The sequence below is a fragment of the Microcystis sp. M_OC_Ca_00000000_C217Col genome (genome assembly GCF_007095585.1).
Lineage (GTDB): Bacteria > Cyanobacteriota > Cyanobacteriia > Cyanobacteriales > Microcystaceae > Microcystis > Microcystis panniformis.
On sequence record NZ_SFBV01000091.1, the window covers coordinates 1 to 19477 of the forward strand.

At 45.2% G+C, this 19477-nt stretch carries 20 protein-coding genes, 1 tRNA gene and 2 pseudogenes; 10 read left to right on the forward strand and 13 right to left on the reverse strand.

Features of this window, described 5'->3' with window-relative positions:
* From EWV66_RS05185 to EWV66_RS05240, 12 genes and pseudogenes are all read right to left on the reverse strand, one after another.
* Positions 1–236: pseudogene (locus EWV66_RS05185) on the reverse strand (IS4 family transposase); the annotation flags it as partial.
* A gap of 495 nt (positions 237–731) precedes the next feature.
* Positions 732–1199: a DUF262 domain-containing protein gene (locus EWV66_RS05190; RefSeq protein ID WP_287115915.1), complete on the reverse strand. Its 468-nt coding sequence runs from the start codon at positions 1197–1199 to the stop codon at positions 732–734.
* 130 nt (positions 1200–1329) lie between these two features.
* Entirely contained in the window at positions 1330–1665 is a 336-nt protein-coding gene (locus tag EWV66_RS05195; RefSeq protein WP_002741682.1) for a ribulose bisphosphate carboxylase small subunit, read from the reverse strand.
* 15 nt (positions 1666–1680) lie between these two features.
* A complete protein-coding gene (rcbX, locus tag EWV66_RS05200; RefSeq protein WP_002732424.1) occupies positions 1681–2079 on the reverse strand; it encodes a RuBisCO chaperone RbcX in 399 nt (132 codons plus the stop codon).
* Positions 2080–2209: 130 nt separating this feature from the next.
* Positions 2210–3625, reverse strand: coding sequence for a form I ribulose bisphosphate carboxylase large subunit (locus tag EWV66_RS05205; RefSeq protein ID WP_002753365.1), 1416 nt, complete (start codon positions 3623–3625; stop codon positions 2210–2212).
* A 551-nt stretch (positions 3626–4176) separates the two neighbouring features.
* Positions 4177–4839 carry a beta-carboxysome scaffolding protein CcmN gene (gene ccmN / locus EWV66_RS05210; RefSeq protein ID WP_052276858.1) on the reverse strand — a complete coding sequence of 221 codons (663 nt, stop codon included), beginning with the start codon at positions 4837–4839 and terminating at the stop codon, positions 4177–4179.
* A gap of 131 nt (positions 4840–4970) precedes the next feature.
* The gene (locus EWV66_RS05215; protein WP_287107130.1) at positions 4971–6929 is read right to left on the reverse strand and encodes a RuBisCO small subunit-like domain-containing protein; all 1959 of its coding nucleotides are present in this window, start codon (positions 6927–6929) and stop codon (positions 4971–4973) included.
* Between the two features lie 70 nt (positions 6930–6999).
* Positions 7000–7311: a beta-carboxysome shell vertex protein CcmL gene (ccmL, locus tag EWV66_RS05220; protein WP_002734360.1), complete on the reverse strand. Its 312-nt coding sequence runs from the start codon at positions 7309–7311 to the stop codon at positions 7000–7002.
* A 32-nt stretch (positions 7312–7343) separates the two neighbouring features.
* Positions 7344–7685 carry a carbon dioxide-concentrating mechanism protein CcmK gene (locus EWV66_RS05225; RefSeq protein WP_002733426.1) on the reverse strand — a complete coding sequence of 114 codons (342 nt, stop codon included), beginning with the start codon at positions 7683–7685 and terminating at the stop codon, positions 7344–7346.
* Positions 7686–7749: 64 nt separating this feature from the next.
* A complete protein-coding gene (locus EWV66_RS05230) occupies positions 7750–8061 on the reverse strand; it encodes a carbon dioxide-concentrating mechanism protein CcmK (RefSeq protein ID WP_002734613.1) in 312 nt (103 codons plus the stop codon).
* 987 nt (positions 8062–9048) lie between these two features.
* Complete coding sequence (locus EWV66_RS05235) at positions 9049–9333, reverse strand: Nif11-like leader peptide family natural product precursor (protein WP_002731728.1); 285 nt, start codon at positions 9331–9333, stop codon at positions 9049–9051.
* Positions 9334–9414: 81 nt separating this feature from the next.
* Positions 9415–9687 (reverse strand): hypothetical protein, encoded by a 273-nt coding sequence (locus EWV66_RS05240; RefSeq protein WP_287107129.1) that lies wholly within the window; start codon positions 9685–9687, stop codon positions 9415–9417.
* Between EWV66_RS05240 and miaB the strand changes: the two genes are divergently transcribed.
* Together miaB and EWV66_RS05250 are read left to right on the forward strand one after the other, a co-directional pair.
* Entirely contained in the window at positions 9686–11026 is a 1341-nt protein-coding gene (miaB, locus tag EWV66_RS05245) for a tRNA (N6-isopentenyl adenosine(37)-C2)-methylthiotransferase MiaB (protein ID WP_287107128.1), read from the forward strand. The genes EWV66_RS05240 and miaB overlap by 2 nt on opposite strands.
* A 64-nt stretch (positions 11027–11090) precedes the next feature.
* Entirely contained in the window at positions 11091–11477 is a 387-nt protein-coding gene (locus EWV66_RS05250; RefSeq protein ID WP_052276861.1) for a C6orf136 family protein, read from the forward strand.
* A 9-nt stretch (positions 11478–11486) separates the two neighbouring features.
* On the opposite strand, the gene EWV66_RS05255 is transcribed toward EWV66_RS05250, so the two are convergent.
* On the reverse strand, positions 11487–12899 hold the full coding sequence (locus EWV66_RS05255) for a slr1306 family protein (RefSeq protein ID WP_052276862.1): 1413 nt from the start codon (positions 12897–12899) through the stop codon (positions 11487–11489).
* A 177-nt stretch (positions 12900–13076) separates the two neighbouring features.
* Here EWV66_RS05255 and rpmG point away from each other — a divergent pair, with 177 nt between their 5' ends.
* The 8 genes and pseudogenes from rpmG to EWV66_RS05295 form a co-directional block, all read left to right on the forward strand.
* Positions 13077–13271 carry a 50S ribosomal protein L33 gene (rpmG, locus tag EWV66_RS05260; RefSeq protein ID WP_002734724.1) on the forward strand — a complete coding sequence of 65 codons (195 nt, stop codon included), beginning with the start codon at positions 13077–13079 and terminating at the stop codon, positions 13269–13271.
* Between the two features lie 40 nt (positions 13272–13311).
* The gene (gene rpsR, locus EWV66_RS05265) at positions 13312–13527 is read left to right on the forward strand and encodes a 30S ribosomal protein S18 (RefSeq protein WP_002732313.1); all 216 of its coding nucleotides are present in this window, start codon (positions 13312–13314) and stop codon (positions 13525–13527) included.
* 505 nt (positions 13528–14032) lie between these two features.
* Positions 14033–16261, forward strand: a complete 2229-nt coding sequence (locus EWV66_RS05270; protein ID WP_052276863.1) for a sensor histidine kinase — start codon at positions 14033–14035, stop codon at positions 16259–16261.
* Between the two features lie 76 nt (positions 16262–16337).
* Positions 16338–16410: transfer RNA gene (locus tag EWV66_RS05275), tRNA-Phe, on the forward strand.
* Between the two features lie 440 nt (positions 16411–16850).
* Positions 16851–17594, forward strand: coding sequence for a HEAT repeat domain-containing protein (locus tag EWV66_RS05280; protein ID WP_052276864.1), 744 nt, complete (start codon positions 16851–16853; stop codon positions 17592–17594).
* A complete protein-coding gene (locus tag EWV66_RS05285; RefSeq protein ID WP_052276865.1) occupies positions 17578–18195 on the forward strand; it encodes a flavin prenyltransferase UbiX in 618 nt (205 codons plus the stop codon). Before EWV66_RS05280 ends, EWV66_RS05285 begins: the two co-directional genes overlap by 17 nt.
* A 223-nt stretch (positions 18196–18418) precedes the next feature.
* Complete coding sequence (locus EWV66_RS05290) at positions 18419–19033, forward strand: LapA family protein (RefSeq protein ID WP_052276866.1); 615 nt, start codon at positions 18419–18421, stop codon at positions 19031–19033.
* 197 nt (positions 19034–19230) lie between these two features.
* A pseudogene (locus EWV66_RS05295) lies at positions 19231–19359 on the forward strand (RNA-guided endonuclease TnpB family protein); the annotation flags it as partial.
* Positions 19360–19477: the final 118 nt, after the last annotated feature.

Below are 19477 nucleotides of genomic sequence, written 5' to 3' on the forward strand. Positions count from 1 at the left end.
GTGAATCTCTCCTGCTGTTTTAACATCTCTTTTAAGCAGAGAAACCAGATTTTTTCAATATTCAGAATTTCCAGCTTTAAAAATCTTTTTAGTTTTTTTCTCCGACTCTCAAACAGGATCGGTATTGGCAGTGCTTCTGCTAATATCTCTAACTTAGCTTGCTTTAGTATTTGCCAGGTTCCAACTATCATTAACAACAGTAGATATCTGGCTCGTCCCAGTTCATTTTCTAACACTTTCTGGTATAGTTCACTTATCATTTTCGTTATTTAGGTCATATATGGTAAATATGACTTATCTTTTTTTGGAGTCTGTGTCTGTATTTTATGCTACATAAGCTTTTCAGCTTGCTTGTCCCCCTGTCAGCGTTTAGGGTCTCGAAAACCGTATACGCATTCAATTCATCTTCAACATTAATCTGAATAAATAAGAGTCTTTTGGCAACGGTATCCGTTAAAAAAATTGCCAGTTCTTTTCCACTGTTAACTACGCTTGTAAGCTTTGGCAATGAATCCGAAAAGTATTGAAAAGCTTTCCATAGGAGTTGGTTGGATTTTGCGAGCGATCGAGGATTGCGAGGAAGTCTAAAGTTAATGAGACGACTTTGATAAAAATCAGGCTCTTCGGTTTGTGTTATGCAATGGACGGGGGTTATAAGGGATGGAACCCTTATATAGAAAGGCATTTAGCGATTTTTGTCAATTGTTTTTGCTCTAGAGCGAACTAATCAATTAAGAACCATACCAAGTAACGAAGAACCAAAAATCATTATTATTTTCATTCAAAATTAATTTACTAGATTCTTTTAAAGAACCCAGATCTTTATTACTCAAATAACCGCTTTTGAGAAGCCGTTGTCGTTCTCTATTCGCTTCCGCTTCTTCCCCCCGATCGATTAACATTTGAATTTTTTCGATAATCGCTATAGCGAGAATACTAATCGTTACCAATCGTTGTTGTCCGTCAATAATTGTAAAATCCGTATCCGATCGCTGGGAACCCTGTAAAACGATCGCTCCCATGTAATGACTAGAATCGGGGTTTTCATAGAGCGTTTGAATATCCTGCCAGAGATCTTCCCAATTTTCTTCCTTCCACGAATAATCTCTTTGAAAAAGGGGAACTCGGTAGATTTTGCCATTGCCGATGAGATCGCTAAAATTGCTGGTTCGGGTATCTAATAGATGAGTACGGGGCATAGGTTCGATCGGCAGTCAGTTCATCACTTCTAACTTACCAAATATCGGCCGATCGTTTACCCGTGTTAAAAACCACCAAAAAAAGGATGGCCTCGCGGCCATCCCTACAAACCTTTAAACTACAGCCAAATTAGTAGCGGCCGGCATTGGGTTTATGAACAATAAAGCTCATGGTTTGACATTGTTTGATGTTGTCAAAAGCGATAACGCGGATGTAGCAATCAGAATACTCGGTGCGGCACTCGCGAACTTCATTAAGAACTTCTTGGGGACCAGAAACAGAGAATAAAGGCAGTTTCCACATCGTCCAATGATAATCTGCGGGTTTGGGATCTTTTTCAAATTCCACAGCAGGAATATAACCCTGATCGATCATGTATTGAATTTGTTTAGCAATTTGTTGATCGGTGAGGGGGGGCAAGTAGGAAAGAGTTTCGTAACGCTTCTCTTTAGGTAAAGTTTTCATGGGTTTCTTGATTCCTTATGGGTTGGGTAGATCATCAACATCGAGATTTAATTCCGATGTCTCTGGTTGACTTATAGCAGTACGGGTGAGACGTTCCAAAAGTTGCCGACGATGTTCGGTGTTGTCATTAATAATTCCCGTTTTTACCATCTCTGGCAAGAACTCTAAAACCTGTTCGGCTAGATGTTCTCTTACCGTCATGATCCGCAAAACTAACTCTTTATTCTCAGTCATCAACCCCGCAATATAGGCCTCGCCATCCTGAATGGAATGGCTAGAAGTATAGTGACTCAGCCAAATAGCCAAAGTGGGATTAGTTTCTGACAATTGATCGATAATCGTGCGAACCGCTTGGTAAGTTAGGTAACTTTGTAAGACTTTCGCGGTATCTTGAACAACTTTTTTCGGATACATTTTATACAGTTTTCAGTTATTGGCTAGACAGTTATCAGTGTTGAAATTCTAGCGACTGCTTCCCGATTTTGGGCAAGTCCCCGGCATTATTTTGCACCGATAACTGCTAACAACCTTCTGAATGGCTGTATTAGAGGGTATCCATAGCCTCGAACTCGAATTTGATTTCTTTCCAGAGTTCGCAAGCGGCAGCCAGTTCAGGACTCCAACGGCAAGCTTCCCGGATAACGTCGTTACCTTCGCGGGCCAAGGAGCGACCTTCGTTACGAGCTTGGATACAAGCTTCCAGAGCCACACGGTTAGCGGTGGCACCCGGTGCGTTACCCCAGGGGTGGCCGAGGGTTCCACCACCGAACTGTAAGCAGGAATCGTCACCGAAGATTTCCACCAGCGCCGGCATATGCCAAACGTGGATACCACCGGAAGCAACGGGCATTACCCCGGGTAAGGAGGCGTAGTCTTGGGTGAAGAAAATACCACGAGCGCGATCTTCTTCTACATAGTCTTCACGCATCAGGTCAACAAAACCCATCGTGATGCCGCGTTCACCTTCGAGTTTACCGACAACGGTTCCCGAGTGCAGGTGATCACCACCAGAGAGACGTAAGCACTTAGCTAAAACGCGGAAGTGGATACCATGATTTTTCTGACGGTCGATAACCGCGTGCATTGCCCGGTGAATGTGGAGCAGTAACCCTTTGTCGCGGCAGAATTTCGCCAGGGTGGTGTTAGCGGTGAAACCACCAGTGAGGTAGTCGTGCATGATGATGGGGGTTTTGATTTCGGCGGCGAATTCAGCCCGTTGCATCATCTGCTCGCAGGTAGGAGCGGTTACGTTTAAGTAATGTCCTTTAACTTCGTTGGTTTCTGCTTGGGATTTAACGATCGCCTCTTGGACAAAGAGGAAACGATCGCGCCAACGCATGAAGGGTTGAGAGTTAATATTTTCGTCGTCTTTGGTGAAGTCTAAACCACCGCGGAGACATTCGTAAACGGCACGACCGTAGTTTTTAGCGGAAAGGCCGAGTTTGGGTTTGATGGTGCAACCGAGTAAGGGGCGACCGTATTTGTTTAATTTGTCCCGTTCAACGGTGATACCGTGGGGAGGACCTTGGAAGGTTTTGATTAAAGCGACGGGGAAACGGATATCTTCTAAACGGAGACCGCGTAGAGCTTTGAAACCGAAAACGTTACCAACGATCGAGGTGAGGATGTTGGTGACGGAACCTTCTTCAAATAGATCTAAAGGATAGGCAACGAAACAGAAGAACTGGTTATCTTCGTTGGGTACGGGTTCGATATCATAACAACGACCTTTATAGCGATCGAGGTCGGTTAAGTTATCGGTCCAAACGGTGGTCCAGGTACCTGTGGAAGATTCCGCCGCTACTGCCGCACCTGCTTCTTCCGGAGGAACTCCTGGTTGGGGTGTCACCCGGAAGCAAGCTAGTAGATCGGTATCTTTGGGGGTGTAGTCGGGGGTGTAGTAGGTCAGTCGGTAGTCTTTTACGCCGGCCTGGAAACCTTTGGATTTGGCTTGCACCATTGGGATTATTCCTCCATAAACTGCATGATTAGTCGCACCTGTAAAATCTCGCCGTCAACCGACATAGATTTTTCTTAAGCTCCTTTCCCCTGCTGCTAGGAGCGAAGTTAGGGAGCAATTTTCACTAATGTTTTTTTCAACTGATCATCTTAACACGAACTTTATCCTATTCTGATCATTTTTTTTCTCTATCCCTAAAATTTTGATTGTTTTTTTTTCTCGGGGGGATTAGTTTCTTTAATCTGTCGTCATCTAACTTTGACAATCTCTACAAAAACACAAAAAAATCAACAAAAATTTACCTGATTGACACACAGAAACTTCTGCTCATCAGGCTTTGAGCTATTAAAACTACTCCTTAATTGAGGAAGATTATCAATAATTACAACCTCAAAAAATTGTCGGCAATCGCTAAATATTAACAGGATTTCTAAGCAATTATACTCAGTACCTAGAGGACAGTTAGACAGCAGTGAACTCTAGATAAATTAGGTCTAATTACTCAGTAATTATTGTTGAGATTTTTGGCTTGTGAACGATTATTTTCCCCTTCAAGAATTATGGTTATTGTTGCCATTAAAACGATGACGTTCTGGAAATAGCGTGACCAATAACTGATTGATATAGACCTTTCCGACCACCGATGCTTGATTCGGTCGGTTAGTAGTAGATGCTTGTTCTCTGGTTTCCGCGGGACTGGCCTCGGCGACCATTTCCTCGCCATCCCAAGGACTGGCCACGGTTTCGGATATCACTTCCTCCACTGACGGCACTGGGGACACTTGACTGACTACGGGTTGCGGTTCCGGTAAAGGGGGTCTTTCCGGTTCCGATGGGGTCGCTGACACCTCGATGGTAATTTGACGGGAAGTATCTCCGATCAGGGAACCAGACGGCACGATCGACATCGCTGCCACAGAAGCATTAAAAATCGTTGTGGTTGACCCAATACAGGCATTTTCACCGATTTCACCCCGACCGACTATTAGAACACCTGTACCTAAAATTGCCCCTGCACCGATACTAATCACACCCTGATAGGCGGTTAAAATTGTTCCCATACCCAGACAAGCACCCGCACCGATAATTATTTGGCTATTGGGGGCTGCTCGGAGAATCACCCCCGGAGCCACGATCGCACTCTCATCAATGGTTACATCACCATTGACATAGAATTCCGAGCGGCTAATAGGTTGAACGGGGGGTAAGGACATAATTGACAGTTATTCAGTGATCAGTGATCAGTGATCGGGGGTTAGGGGGTAGGGGTTAGAGTTTCGGGTATTTTTCCCAGTCCGCCAACACCTAACACCTATCTCCCTTCACCGATCGCCGAGTCCTGAAATTAAGGGCGTTGAATAATCGATTCGAGAACACGGCGTTTCGCTTGGGAGTCAATCCCGATCAGACGAACGTATTCCCCTTGATGGTCGCGCAGACAGGTTTCTAAAGCGGCCACCACATCGGATTCGCGACTGCTCTCGATCGGGGTGCAGCTTTGCCAAGAACTGGTTTTAAAACGACGTTTATCCGCGTGTTCGGCCCCGATTTTGTGACCTTGGTTCAATAAAGAGCGAATTTGAGTGATCGTTTCTGCGGTTAAGGTACTGGTTAAAGTGGCAGTACCGCCGCCAGAAGAACCAGAAGCATAGCTTTTGAAACTCGGTTCAGCAACGGTGGCGGTTTTACTGCTGCCATTACTACTCACCGAACCATCGGGACGCTGGATCACCGTTTCTAAAACCCGTTTTTTGGCTTTAGCATCGATACCGAGTAAGCGGACGTATTCGCCGCTATGTTCCCGTAAACAATCTTCCAAAGCAGTAATTACATCAGATTCGCGATTGCTTTCGATCGGGGCGCAACTCTGCCAAGAACTGGTTTTAAACCGGCGTTTATCCGCGTGTTCGGTGCCGATTTTGTAGCCTTGGGCGAGCAGGGAACGAATTTGAGCGATCGTTTCCCCACTTAAGCTACCACTGCTGCTATAACTGGCTCCGTTACTAGCGGGGGCGCTGTAGCTGCTGGCTTTGCCGCTGCCGTTACTAGCGGGGGCGCTGCCGGGGCGGTGAATAATCATTTCGACGACGCGTTTTTTCGCTTGCGGGTCGATCCCGATCAGGCGGACGTACTCATCGCTATTTTCAGTCACGATCGCTTCAATATCGCGAATGATGCCCGCTTCGCTCTTGGTTTCGATCGCAGGTCCGGTTAACCAAGAACTGGTTTTAAACCGGCGTTTATCCGCGTGTTCGGTGGCGATTTTCAGCCCTTGGGCCAGCAGGGAACGCACTTGTACCGACAGGTCGGAATGGCCGTTACCGTTGCCATGACCGCCGTGGACGGCGGTGGTGGTGCGGGCCGGTTCTCCCGGGGTGTCTTCGGGGCGTTGGATAATCATTTCCAGTATGCGCCGTTTAGCGGCGGGATCGACTCCGATCAGGCGGACGTATTCGCCTTGCAGGTCTCTCAGGGAGGCTTCTAGGGATTGGGATACCTGTTCTTCGCGGCCGCCGTCGATAAAGCCGGCACTTAACCAAGAACTGGTTTTAAAGCGGCGTTTGTCAGCGTATTCGATGCCGATCTTGTAGCCTTGGGAGAGGAGGGAGCGAACCTGCGCTCGAATGTTTGTATTTAAACTCATAGGTGTCACCGAATTTCTATATAGCGTCTCATTAGCGATGTTTATAGCGGCTGCCGGTGGAGGAGTCGCTGGGCTGTGGGCTTTGACCGGGACGCTGGGGGCGAGGTCGATATCGACAATGTGACGGGTGAAGGCTCGATCGATTTCTGTGACATCGGGTAAGCGGTCGGCCTGTTGTTGGCTGGTGATCACGGAACCGGATGGCACGAATTTCCCGGCGGGGATTTCCACGTCTTGAACGAGGGCGTGCATCATGACGATGCAATCGGCACCAATGCGGGCATTAAAGACGGTGGAGCGAAAACCGATAAAACAGCGATCGCCCACATAGGCAGGCCCGTGAATGAGTGCCATGTGGGTGATACAGCTGCCCCGGCCGATCCACACCGAATATTCTCGGCCGTCATCTCCCACCACACGGCTTTTTTCTAAACCGTGGATGATTGCTCCGTCCTGAATTTTGCTGTCGTCGCCAATGTGAAAGGGGGTTCCTTCATCGGCGCGGATGGAAGTCCCCGGAGCAATCACCACTCGCGCCCCGATCTCGATAGCGCCACTGAGGTTAGAGAAGGTGTGGACTTTGGCACTCTCGTCTATGTGCGTTTCCTCTGGGGATTTGGTCCGCTTTTTCGGACTAGCCGCCGTTGTGCGGACGACCATAGTTAGTCTTCCTCCATACTGAATTTGGCTGGCTGGTTGTTACTTAACTGTGTTTGGGTTCTATCGATGTTTAACCGGATTGACGAAATTCGTCCCTCTTGCTGTAGAGGGTGCGATTTTCTACGGTTATAGTGTCAATAATCCCCACCACCATCGCGTCAAGGGGGCGATTGTTCTGCCCGTCTTCGATCCGAGCCGCTCCTCCCCGGGACACTAGCACCCATTCATTAAGCCCCGCTCCGACAATATCACCCGCTACTTCGTATTTAGGCAAAAGTTGCCCTTGAGCGTCGATGAATTGCAAAAGCAGAAGTTTCACTCCCGTCATACTGCGAGGTTTCAGGGTGCTAACGACGGTTCCGCAAACTTTGGCAATTTGCATGGAATTTGTTTACACTAAAAGTTAGTTGCGCTCTAGATTCGTCTTAAAGGTTGCGGGTTAACACTTTCACGAAACTGTTCCACGGCTTCTGTATAACGAATGGGAAGAACGTATTCGAGGTTTTCGTGGGGACGGGCGATGATGTGGGTCGAGAGGACTTGACCACCTTTAACACGATTAGATGCCGCTTCTGTCCCCGCCGATACGGAGGCCTGTACTTCCGAAACGTCCCCCCGGACGATGACGGTGACGCGACCACTACCAATTTTTTCGTAACCTACTAGGGTTACGCGGGCGGCTTTTACCATGGCATCAGCCGCCTCGACGACGGCTGGGAAACCCAAGGTTTCCACCATGCCCACTGCAATTGACATAATATTTTTGTCTCCTAATGGTTGGCTTTCTTCGACTCTATAGATGCTGACCCCGAAACGGTGTTTAATAGCTGCGGAATTGCTCTACTTCTTCGGTGTAGCGAATGGGCAGCACGTATTCGAGGTTTTCGTGGGGACGGGCGATGATATGGGTAGATAGCACTTGTCCTCCGTTAACCCGGTTGGCGTTTTCCACTCCGGCAGCCACAGAAGCTTGCACTTCTGAAACGTCTCCCCGGACAATGACAGTGACGCGACCACTACCGATCTTTTCGTAACCCACTAGAGTCACCCTGGCGGCTTTAACCATGGCATCGGCCGCTTCCACAACGGCGGGAAATCCTAGGGTTTCAATCATTCCTACTGCAATTGGCATTTTTTTGTTCCTCGCTTGTCAAGCCAAACTAAACTATTAATCTCGTTAGCGTTATCAATTTTGTTTCAGTCAAATTCTTTCCTTGTTACTTTTCCTGCTCTAGCTTTGGTGGCAGTCGGGATCGTGGCAAGGTGGGGGTAAGACCATCCTAAATTTTATCTCGATCGTGACCGTTTTCATCCACTAATTTTATTTTCTAGGGCTGGTTGGTAAAAATTTGACGAGTCAGGCAAAATTATCAACCTAAAAAAAGCATAGGAAACTATGACACCTTTGACAATATAAAACATTATGATTATTTCTCATCTTCTGGTTAACGAAAGTTAATCATTCCTTCCCTTCGTCCATCAGCCTCAGCAATTCTTAGGAGATTTACGGCCAAAACCTTTGCTATGACTGCATTTGCGCTTTAACTTCTCTCTTGGCGGCTTGCTTGTCTTGGCTGGATTTATTGGCAGATAAAAGCCTATTTTCCCTGATTTCGGCTTTTTTATATTTTTTTTATACTATATACGGCTGGGGTTGGGGAGTGGGGGAGCCTTTGTCAGTGTTGCCAAAGGCACGGCGTAGCCGTCCAGTAAACAGTGATCAGTAAACAGTGAACAGTAATCAGTCAGGGTGAGAGCATCTCAACCGCTATTGACAATTAAATTTTGTGAGCCGTTTGCTGTATAGTTACGAAATCGACCAAATGGGTCGATTTTTGCTTAACAATTGAGATGGCCAATTCTCCTCAAATATGGCTGAATCGCTCTCAGGGTAAGCAACTCACATAAAGTTCATTTTGTCAAGGATTGTTAAGATGCGCTTAAGTAGTCATGCAAAATAAATTTCCTAGTGAAGACAGGCAAGAGGCAATAGGCAAGAGGCAAAAGCTTTATCGAAATGTGTAATTAATTTTGCTTAGGTACTTACCCTGAGTAATCAGTGAACTGAAAACTCACCTCTGATCACTGGTAACTGGTAACTGATCACTGTTCGCTGATTCTAGCGATCGATCTCACCTTCGTAGGGTTGGACACCGATCGAGGGATAATTATCGTGGTTAGGACTGAAAACTTCTAAGACTGCATGAGCTAACTTTTGGAAAAAGTCGGGACTCTCGTGCAAGGATTTAAGTGCCGCTTCTAATTCCGGACGAGAGAAATCGAAGCCTTGGGAGCGAGCTATCTCTAGTAATTGCTGAGGATCTTGGGTTGAACGCATTTTTTTACCCAATTCTTCGTTTTTAGCGGCTAAGGCGAAAAAGTCGAACACTTGATTTTTAGACATATAAATACTTTTCCTTTGATGATTAAAGGTGTGGCCTCGGCGGCGTGGAGGTTAAACTGCCTAGTATGGTTTATTTTTATCCTACCAGTCAGGAGATATCCTCAAAGCAAAAGTTTCGTTTTTCTTTGCTTGTATGGCTGAGTATGCTTTTTCTGGGAAGTGGCAAGTGGGGAAGTGGGGTGTGGGGTGTGGGGTGGTGGGAAGTGGGGAAGTGGGGTGTTTTCTCAGTGAACTGATAACTGATAACTGATAACTGATAACTGATAACTGACTCCTGACTCCTGCTTTTTTCAAGTCAGAGAATAAATAGCCTAAAATAGAAAGCTGCACTCTTGTTTCTGTGGCCCCCATCATGAATAAGTCCCCACGTCGTTACCATATCACCACCTTTGGTTGTCAGATGAATAAAGCTGACTCCGAACGCATGGCGGGTATTTTAGAAGATTTGGGGTTTCAATGGTCTGAGGATGCCAACGAAGCCGATTTAATCCTCTACAATACCTGTACAATCCGCGATAATGCCGAACAGAAGGTTTATTCCTATCTCGGCAGACAGGCTAAACGCAAACAAACTCAACCTGATCTTACTTTAGTTGTCGCCGGCTGCGTAGCCCAACAGGAAGGGGAACAATTGTTAAGACGGGTTCCCGAAGTGGATTTAATTATCGGTCCCCAACACGCAAACCGCTTGGGAGACTTATTACAACAAGTTTTTGACGGTTCCCAGGTGGTGGCCACCGAACCCATCCACATCATGGAAGACATCACCAAACCGCGCCGGGATAGTAATATTACCGCTTGGGTGAACGTCATCTATGGTTGCAATGAACGCTGTACCTATTGTGTGGTTCCGGGGGTGCGCGGGGTGGAACAATCTCGCACTCCTGCGGCAATTCGAGCAGAAATGGCACAATTAGGACAACAGGGTTATCAAGAAATCACCCTTTTAGGTCAAAATATCGATGCCTACGGACGGGATTTACCCGGAGTGACGGCAAGCGGCCGACATCTGCACAATTTCACCGATTTACTCTACTACGTTCACGATGTGGCCGGCATTGAACGTCTCCGTTTTGCCACCAGTCACCCCCGCTATTTTACCGAACGTTTGATTAAAGCTTGTCAGGAATTACCTAAAGTTTGTGAACATTTTCATATCCCTTTTCAATCAGGGGATAATGATATCCTCAAGGCTATGAAACGGGGCTATACTCAGGAAAAATACCGACAAATTATTGCTAATATTCGCAATTTAATGCCGGACGCTGCCATTAGTGCCGATGCGATTGTCGGATTCCCCGGAGAAACAGAGGCACAGTTCGAGAATACTTTAAAATTAGTCGATGAGATTGGTTTTGATCAATTAAATACGGCGGCCTATTCTCCCCGTCCCGGTACTCCGGCCGCTATTTGGGATAATCAATTAAGTGAGCAGGTAAAAAGCGATCGCTTACAAAGATTAAATCATTTAGTGGCCACAAAAGCTGCTGAACGTTCCCAAAGATATTTAGGCAGAATTGAGGAAATTTTAGTGGAAGACGTTAATCCTAAAGATGCTAGTCAAGTTATGGGAAGAACTAGAGGCAATCGCTTAACTTTCTTTACGGGAGATATTGAGGAATTGCGAGGCAAATTTGTTAAGGTTAAAATTACCGAAGTCCGTCCCTTTAGTTTGACGGGAGTGATCTTTTAATAGTTCACAGTGACCCCTCAGCAGTGAAAAAAGGCAATAGCTATCGGGAATAATTTGGTACTTTATGGATATTATCGCTATTTTGCAGCAAGATTATCAGAGATTTCCTATTGATCAAACCTATGACATTTATGCTGATAACGTTTATTTTCAAGACCCTCTCAATCAATTTCGGGGGATTAAACGCTATCGGGAAATGATTGGTTTTATGAGTCAATGGTTCCAAGCTATCAAGATGGATATCCACGCAATTGAACAGCAGGAAAATATTATTAATACCCGTTGGACATTGCACTGGACAACCCCTTTACCTTGGCGGCCTCGCATCGCTATTTCTGGACGCAGCCAATTAACTCTCGATGACAATAATCTGATTATTTCTCATATCGATTATTGGGATTGTTCGCGCTGGGATGTGCTGCGTCAGCATTTACCTTTCCGCACTTCTTAACCATATTTTTTAACCAGAAAATGCCGACCAACGAGCGCTCGTTTGCTTGACAAGATCCTGTAAAAATGCTAGGCGCTGATTTTGTTCCCAAACCTGTTTAACTTTATTCTGCAAACTCGTCCAATTCCAATCATTATTCAGTTGCTCGTTAATTTCCTGTTCTTGGAAATATTCAACTAAACTTAAACCAGCTAAACGAGTTAAATAGGCTGCTCCAATTCCCTGCACTGTACCACCAGCAATATAAGTAATCGCATTTCCCTTGAGAATCGTTCCCAATGCCTGAGTTGTCACCTCTACCATGCCCAATTGTACCATCATTTTCCCCAGGGTAGTCATGGCTGTTTTTGCTTGTTCAAGGGACATTTTTTGTTGATAAATTGCCCCTAAATCCACTAACATTTGAGCGTTAGTGGCCGCCGCTAAAACTAAATCTAGGGCCGCGAGAGGATTAGCAAAAGTGGCAGTAGCGGCTATCCATTGGTATTGTTCGATAACAGGTAAAGCCTTTTTGCGTCGGGATTGATTAAGTAATTGTTTGGTTTCCTTGGCTAATTCGAGCGCTTGTCTCCAGATAGTTCCCAGAACTAATTCGGACTTTTCTTGTTCGATAATTTGTCGGAGATGATTATCTAGATTATCAATAACAATAGCTTGGGGTTCCGTCCATTCCTTGATTTCTCCATTGCTTTGATGTTGACGAACTTTTAGGGGTTTGGGGGCAGCGGCTATGGCTAAAATATTATGAGCAGGAATAGTTTCTTTCAGTCTTTGTTTCAGGGAAAGGAGTATTTCTTCTCTGGTTTCGGCGGGTAAACGATCCTGTTTATTCAGTAACAGGATAACACGCTGGTGCATTCGATCGAATTGCTGGAGAATTTGCCATTCGGAATCGCTCAAATCCCCATTGATGAGATACAAAACTAAGTCGGCTGCCAGAGCTTTTTTCTGGTTAGCGGTGGAGTCGAGAGTTAGAAGCGGTTCCGTTTCCATAAAAGCGACAGATTCCCCAAAGTTGCCGCTTTCTAGTAGTTTTTTTAAGGCAGTTTTACCAGTTTTTCTCGCACCAGTAATGGCAATTTTCAGGTCTTGGCGACTAAATTCTTGATTTAATTGGGTTAAACTGGTTTTGAGTGGGGTTAAGTCTTGATTAGGGTCTTCTTTGTCCAGATAATTAATTATCTGCTCAGCCTTGCTAATCGCTTGTTTAACCTTTTCTAGACTCAGGGGAGTGGGAAGGGAAAAATCGATTTTCGAGTTGGGTTTTTGCCAAAACCAGATACCGGCACCAAGAGCAATCGCACCGAAAATACCCCATGAACCGATTTCGCTCAGTCTGCTATTGAGAGTTTCCCCCAGGGTGAAAGCGATGGTAATGCCTATCCCCGTCACTAAAATCGGTTTACCCAATCTTACCGTCATTTTTCCTCATCCTCGCCAACTGCTATGATTATTCTAGCTTTTTTGTGCTGGATTTCATCCCAAAATCAACTTTTCAGCCGACAATTCCTCGCCGGTGTCCCGGCCGCTCTTGCCTAAAAAGCCCTAGATATGTCATAATGATCGATTGCGTGTAAATTTACCCGATCCCCTGTTGTTATGGCTAGTAAAAAAGGCGTTCGCCTAATCATCACTGTAGAATGCACGGAATGCCGCAGTAATCCCGATAAGCGTACCCCCGGCGTTTCTCGCTACACCACCAGCAAAAACCGTCGCAATACCACCGGCAGACTGGAAATCAAGAAATACTGTCCCCACTGCAATAAGCACACCGTCCACAAGGAAATTAAGTAAGCACACTTTAGTTAAAAAGTCAAGCAATCTTTACAAATCTATGAGCTACTATCGTAAACGTCTCTCCCCCATCTCCCCCAGTCAACCGATTGACTACAAAGACACCGAACTCCTCCGCAAATTCATCACCGAACGCGGCAAACTCCTACCTAGACGCATCACCGGTTTAACTTCTAAACAACAGCGAGATTTAACGGAAGCGGTAAAACGGGCCCGTTTAATGGCTTTATTGCCTTTTGTCAACCAAGAAGCCTAAATTCAGTGATCAGTAATCAGTAATCAGTGAACAGTGATCACTGAAAATAATTGGCTAATTAAAGCAGTTATCCTAATGGTGGGGTAGGAAGTTCTCCTTTTGGAGAGCCGGTCGTCGATACCAAATTAGGTTATGCTTCCTCTTGATAAGAAACGCTGTAATTGAACTCCGATAAGTAATAGGACAAAATTAACTTCTTGGTGAGGATAGGCACTCATGCACTCATGGAAGAAGTAGTTAGATATGTGTAATTAATTGTATCTAGCTACTTAACTTAAAACTTAAACCTGATCACTGATAACTGATAACTGATAACTGATAACTGATAAGCGATCTCAGTATATTGGGGTTGCTTTCTCGTTTTTGCAAAGAAATATATCGAAATCGGCAGCGGATGGGAAAATTCGTGCGAGAATCTAAAGAAATTGTTAAATCGCCCCAGGAGTAGCCAACGATTTTGTGATTATCGATCCAAATCCACCAATTAGCACAATGGGAGGCTCTTATGGAAAAGCAGCCATCAGAAATCGAGATCGAGCTAGATACACAGCTAAAAGAGGAGGATTCCGAACAGTTTCTGCGTAGTATATTTAATTCCGTGCAAGCGTCGATTTTTGTAGTGGACGTGCTGGAAAATAGAGATTTTCGCTATGTGGGAGCAAACCCCGTTCATGAACGCTGGACAGGATTGCGCTCATCAGATATTAAAGGCAAAACTCCCGAACAAATCCTTCCCCCCGATGATGCGCGCAGTGTGCGGCAACACTATAGTGATTGTGTGCGTTACGGAACGACTATTTCCTACGAACAGTATTTACCTTTTCAAAATATACCCTACTGGTGGCTGACAACTTTAACACCCCTACGGGATAACAATGCGCGTATCTATCGTTTGGTGGGAACCAGTACCAATATCACCGAACGCAAACAGGCCGAAGAAGCTTTAAGATTACAAGCAGAACGGGAACAACTACTGGGGGTAATGCAGGAAAGAATCCGGCAATCGTTGGATCTCGATCGCATTTTGCAAAGAACTGTTAAAGAGGTGCGACAATTCCTCAACTGCGATCGAGTGTTAATTTATCGTTTATTCCCCGATCATAGTGGCATGATTGTGGTGGAATCCCATACTGCGAGGATTAATTCCGTCTTAGGAAACAGCATCGAGGATCCCTGTTTTAATTTATCCCCAGAACGTCTGGAAAATTATCGTCGCGGGAGAATTCAAGTTATTGAAAATGTCCATAATTCGGGACTTGATCCCTGTTATCGCAGCCTACTCACCTCTTTGCAAGTACAGGCTAACTTGGTGGTGCCAATTATCTGCGATAACCAACTCTGGGGGTTACTAATTGCCCAAAATTGCCAAAAAACTCGCTCTTGGCAATCCCAAGAAATCGATCTGCTTAAACAATTAGCCATTCAAGTGGGAATTGCCATTCAACAAGCGGAACTGCACCAACGGGTAAAATGCTTGAATACTGCCTTGGAATCGGAGGTTCAGCAAAGAACTGCCGAATTGCAGATGAGTTTGAAGTATGAAGCATTAATCGGACGGATTACCGAAAAAATTCGCGATAGTCTCGATGAAAATCATATTCTGCAAACCACCACTAGGGAATTAGTCCAGGTTTTACCCGTAGAACGGGCCCAAATTGAGCTTTACAATCCCAGTCGCAGCCAAGCCACTATTGTCCACGAATATACCACTCAAGAGCTTATCTGTCAGGGAATTAGCTGTCAAATTAGCGATTTTCCTGAAATCTATCAACCGCTGCTGCACAAACAAATTTTACAATTTGTTGATCGTCTTCCCCTTGGCAATCCCCAAATCTGTCGTGTTAACCGTTGCGCTTGTCCTATCTTTGACGATCAGGGTTTTTTGGGCAATATTTGGCTAATTAGACCAGCTAATCAAATTTTTAACTCCTTAGAAACTAATTTGATCCAACATATTGCCACCGAATGTGCGATCGCCATTCGCCAGGCACGACTGTACGAATCTTCCCAAGCACAAGTGAGGGAATTAGAAAAACTGGAAAGATTAAAAAGCGAATTCCTGAAAACCCTTTCCCATGAACTGCGAACCCCGATTACCAGCATTCGTCTAGCGGTGGAAACCTTAGAAAGTCTCCTGGAATATCAAGGGATCGAGATCGATCCAGAGGATTCGATCGGTCAACTGTTGCAAATTCTTAACATTGAATCTCAGCGTCAGAGTAAGTTAGTTAATGATCTGTTGACTTTAACCTATCTGGATGCGGAAACCGAACCCCCGGCGATCGAAACAATCGACTTACTTTCTTGGCTACCCTTATTAGTGGAACCTTTTCGCACTCTCACCCGCGAGCGACAACAGCAGTTAATTTTAGATATAGATGGGGATATACCGGAGATTAACAGCAATCTTTGTGATATCGAACGCATCATAGCGGAATTACTGACCAATGCTTCTAAATATACCCCAGAACAAGGGATAATTAGGGTAAATGTCTGGCGTGCAGACGAGCAAATATTAATTAGTGTGAGCAATTCAGGAGTAGAAATCCCTCCAGAGGAATTATCAAGAATATTTGCTCCTTTTTATCGCATTCCTCACCACGATCCCTGGCGCTACAGTGGCACCGGTTTAGGTTTAGCTTTAGTCCACAAACTGATTAAACCCCTGAATGCCACCATCGATGTCACCAGTGCCAATGCTGTCACCACTTTTACCCTCACCTTGCCAATCTAGTCAAGCAGAAAACTTTTTGGAAAAAAACCTTGCAATTATTTCGAGGGCGTGCTATATTGATAAAGGACTGAAAAAAGCCGAGATAGCTCAGTTGGTAGAGCAGAGGACTGAAAATCCTCGTGTCCGCGGTTCAAATCCGCGTCTTGGCATCGAAAAAACACGAAAATCTGCCCTGTATTTACTTTCTATTCTGCTAGGTTTTGTAAATGCAGCTGACTGTCTTAGGTTTGGTGGGTAAAATGTATTCTAAGATACAGTCTTGCGGGCGAACGACTGGAACGAACCACTCCAGACACAAAGGACACAAAGATTGATCGCCACTATATCAGTTAAACTTATCACACAAAGAATAAGAGAGCCTGCAGCCTTTCTCGTCAAGATGAAGTGTAACCTAATTTGGTAAGCTAAAAGCTTTGATGTACTTAGTTTCTGACCTTGTTTTTAGGTGGGAGAATTGCCAGATTCTTTCTTTTGCCTGTTGCCTGTTGCCTCTTGCCTATCTTCACTAGGAAATTAATTTTGCACGACTACTTACTTTTTGATTTTGGGCTTGACGTGAGCGGTCACGGATTAAGATAATCTAACAAGTATGTACGACAATGAAATCCTAGACTCTAGCAATTCCTTAAATAATCCTCTCGATGCGAGCGATCCGGATCAAGCAGCGGAAATCCCTCCCGATCCCGAGGAAATGCTCTTATTGCTTACTTCTGCTGATGTGAGCGAGAGGATGATCGCGGCCCGCGCCTTTTGTGAATTGCGGGACGAAAGAGCGATCGCCCCGTTACTGGAGATGTTAAACGATGTCTGTCCCCTGGTGCGTGTTAGTGTCGCCTACGCTTTGGGCCGAAATCCCAGTCTTAGCTCTGTGGCTCCCTTAATCGATTTACTGGCCAGGGATTGGAATGGTTACGTCAGAAAAGGGGTAGTTTGGGCCCTAGGTAACTGTGGCGATCGCAGAGCGATCAATCCTTTGGTTCATGCTCTCAAAACTGATATTTCGGCCGTGCGATTATGGGCAGCCAGTAGTTTGGCCCAGATTGCCAAGGTCAATTATGAAGATATCATCACCGTGTTGCCGCCTTTAATTGAAGGATTGCGCCGAGATTTAATCGCAGCGGTGCGGAGTAATTGCGCTTGGTCGATCGGTCAATTATGCCGAGAATTGCCCTTAAATGTGATTTATGCCACGGCGATCGATGCTTTGATCGAGGCCTTGGTGGAAGATGAGGATTTAGGTGTCAAGGAAGATGCTAGGGGTGCTTTATTAAAAGTGGGCGACCCGAGAGGATTACAATTGATCGAGGAATTAGAGCTTGAAGGAATTATCTAAACCGCTAATTTTGGGCGTTACGGGGGCATCAGGACTGATTTATGCTGTCCGTACTCTCAAATATCTACTTTTAGCCGACTACACGATCGATCTAGTGGCCTCCAGATCAGCTTACACTGTCTGGCAAGCGGAAGATAATATTCGGATGCCGCCAGAACCGGAGCTGCAAGAACAATTTTGGCGCAGTCAATGCGGGGTGATGGAAGGGGGAAAACTACGCTGTCATCGTTGGGGTGATGTGGGGGCAACGATCGCCAGTGGTTCCTATCGCACCCTTGGTATGATAATTATTCCCTGTAGCATGAGTACAGTGGCCAAATTAGCGGGGGGATTAAGTTCCGATTTGCTAGAAAGAGCGGCCGATGTGCAGATTAAGGAGGGCAGAAAATTGGTTTTAGTGCCGCGAGAAACCCCTTTTAGTTTAATTCATCTGCGTAATTTAACCACTTTGGCCGAGGCGGGCGTTAGAATTGTGCCAGCAATACCGGCATGGTATCACCATCCCCAATCGATCGAGGATTTGGTCGATTTTGTCATCGCTCGTACTCTCGATCAGTTAGATATCGATTGTATGACAATTAATCGCTGGCAAGGACATTGACAGTTATCAGTTATCAGTTATCAGTTATCAGTGGGTAAGTTATCAGTTATCAGTTATCAGTTATCAGTGGGTAAGTTATCAGTTATCAGATGTAAGTTTTAAGTTTTAAGTTAATTAGTTAGTTATCTTTATCTTTATACCTGTTTACTGTTTACTGATCACTGTTTACTGATCACTGTTTACTGATCACTGTTTACTGATCACTGAGTCAAGGGAGGTAAAAATGGGCTGGATTATGGTCTTATTTGCGATCGCTGTAGGCGGATTACTGATCTGGCAGAATCTGGGGGTGATCACTTTGGTCTTTTTTGGCGGTATTATGACGGTAAAACTGCCCCTAGCGGTCTGGGTGTTACTTTTCACCCTAGCGGGAATTATCAGTGGTTTAACCCTGCAATTTCTCTATAGTTTTGGTCGTCCTTTGGCCGCCCCAAAAGCTTCCCCTCGTATAGCGAATAATCCTACAGTCCCACCCCCGTCTTCCCGACCCACCTATATTCAGGATTCTGCTGCTTCTGCACCGGGTAACGATTGGGAAAGAGATAGCGGTGATGATTGGAATTTTGATGCACCCCCCGAAAAACCGACTACCATTCAGGATCGGGAAGAATTCCCGCCTAGGGTTGCTGATGGGAAAAAAGCGAATTTTGTCAAGCCTCCAGAGGACAGTTCTCAAACTGGCTCAGTTTATTCCTATAGTTACCGCACAGCCAAACAGACTCGCGGGGAAAAAGCCGATCAAGTTTACGATGTCAATTATCGGATTATTACGCCCCCTGCTCAGGATGAAAACCAAGAGCGGGAGGTAAACAAAGGGGATGAGGAAGATTGGATATAAACTTTGACAGAGTAGAGGTTTCTACCTGAATCCCTCAGAGAAGATAGACTGTTCTGGCCTTGCCTCCTGTCTTACCGAAAACTTGGGTTTAAGGTTCCCCGCCATGCCCGCGTAGCAGAGGGCGGCTTTTAGGTGATGGGTTGTCAGTTTAATATTTAATGTGTTAAAATAAGTTTATTCTTAAAATTTTAGAGTAAATGTTTGTCCTAGAGTTTAAAGTTGAGGCTAAATTAAAACAGTATCAGGCTATAGACGATGCTATCCGCACCGCTCAATTCATCCGTAATAAATGCTTAAAGTATTGGATGGACAACAAAGGTGTAAATGGGAGCATCTCACTTACGCGATGAGTAATTATACTTAGCCTAAAAGCCACTCTTAATCGTGTCTTGGAACGAAATAGAGGCTTTTAAAGACCGCGTACATGGAGAATTAAAACAAGAA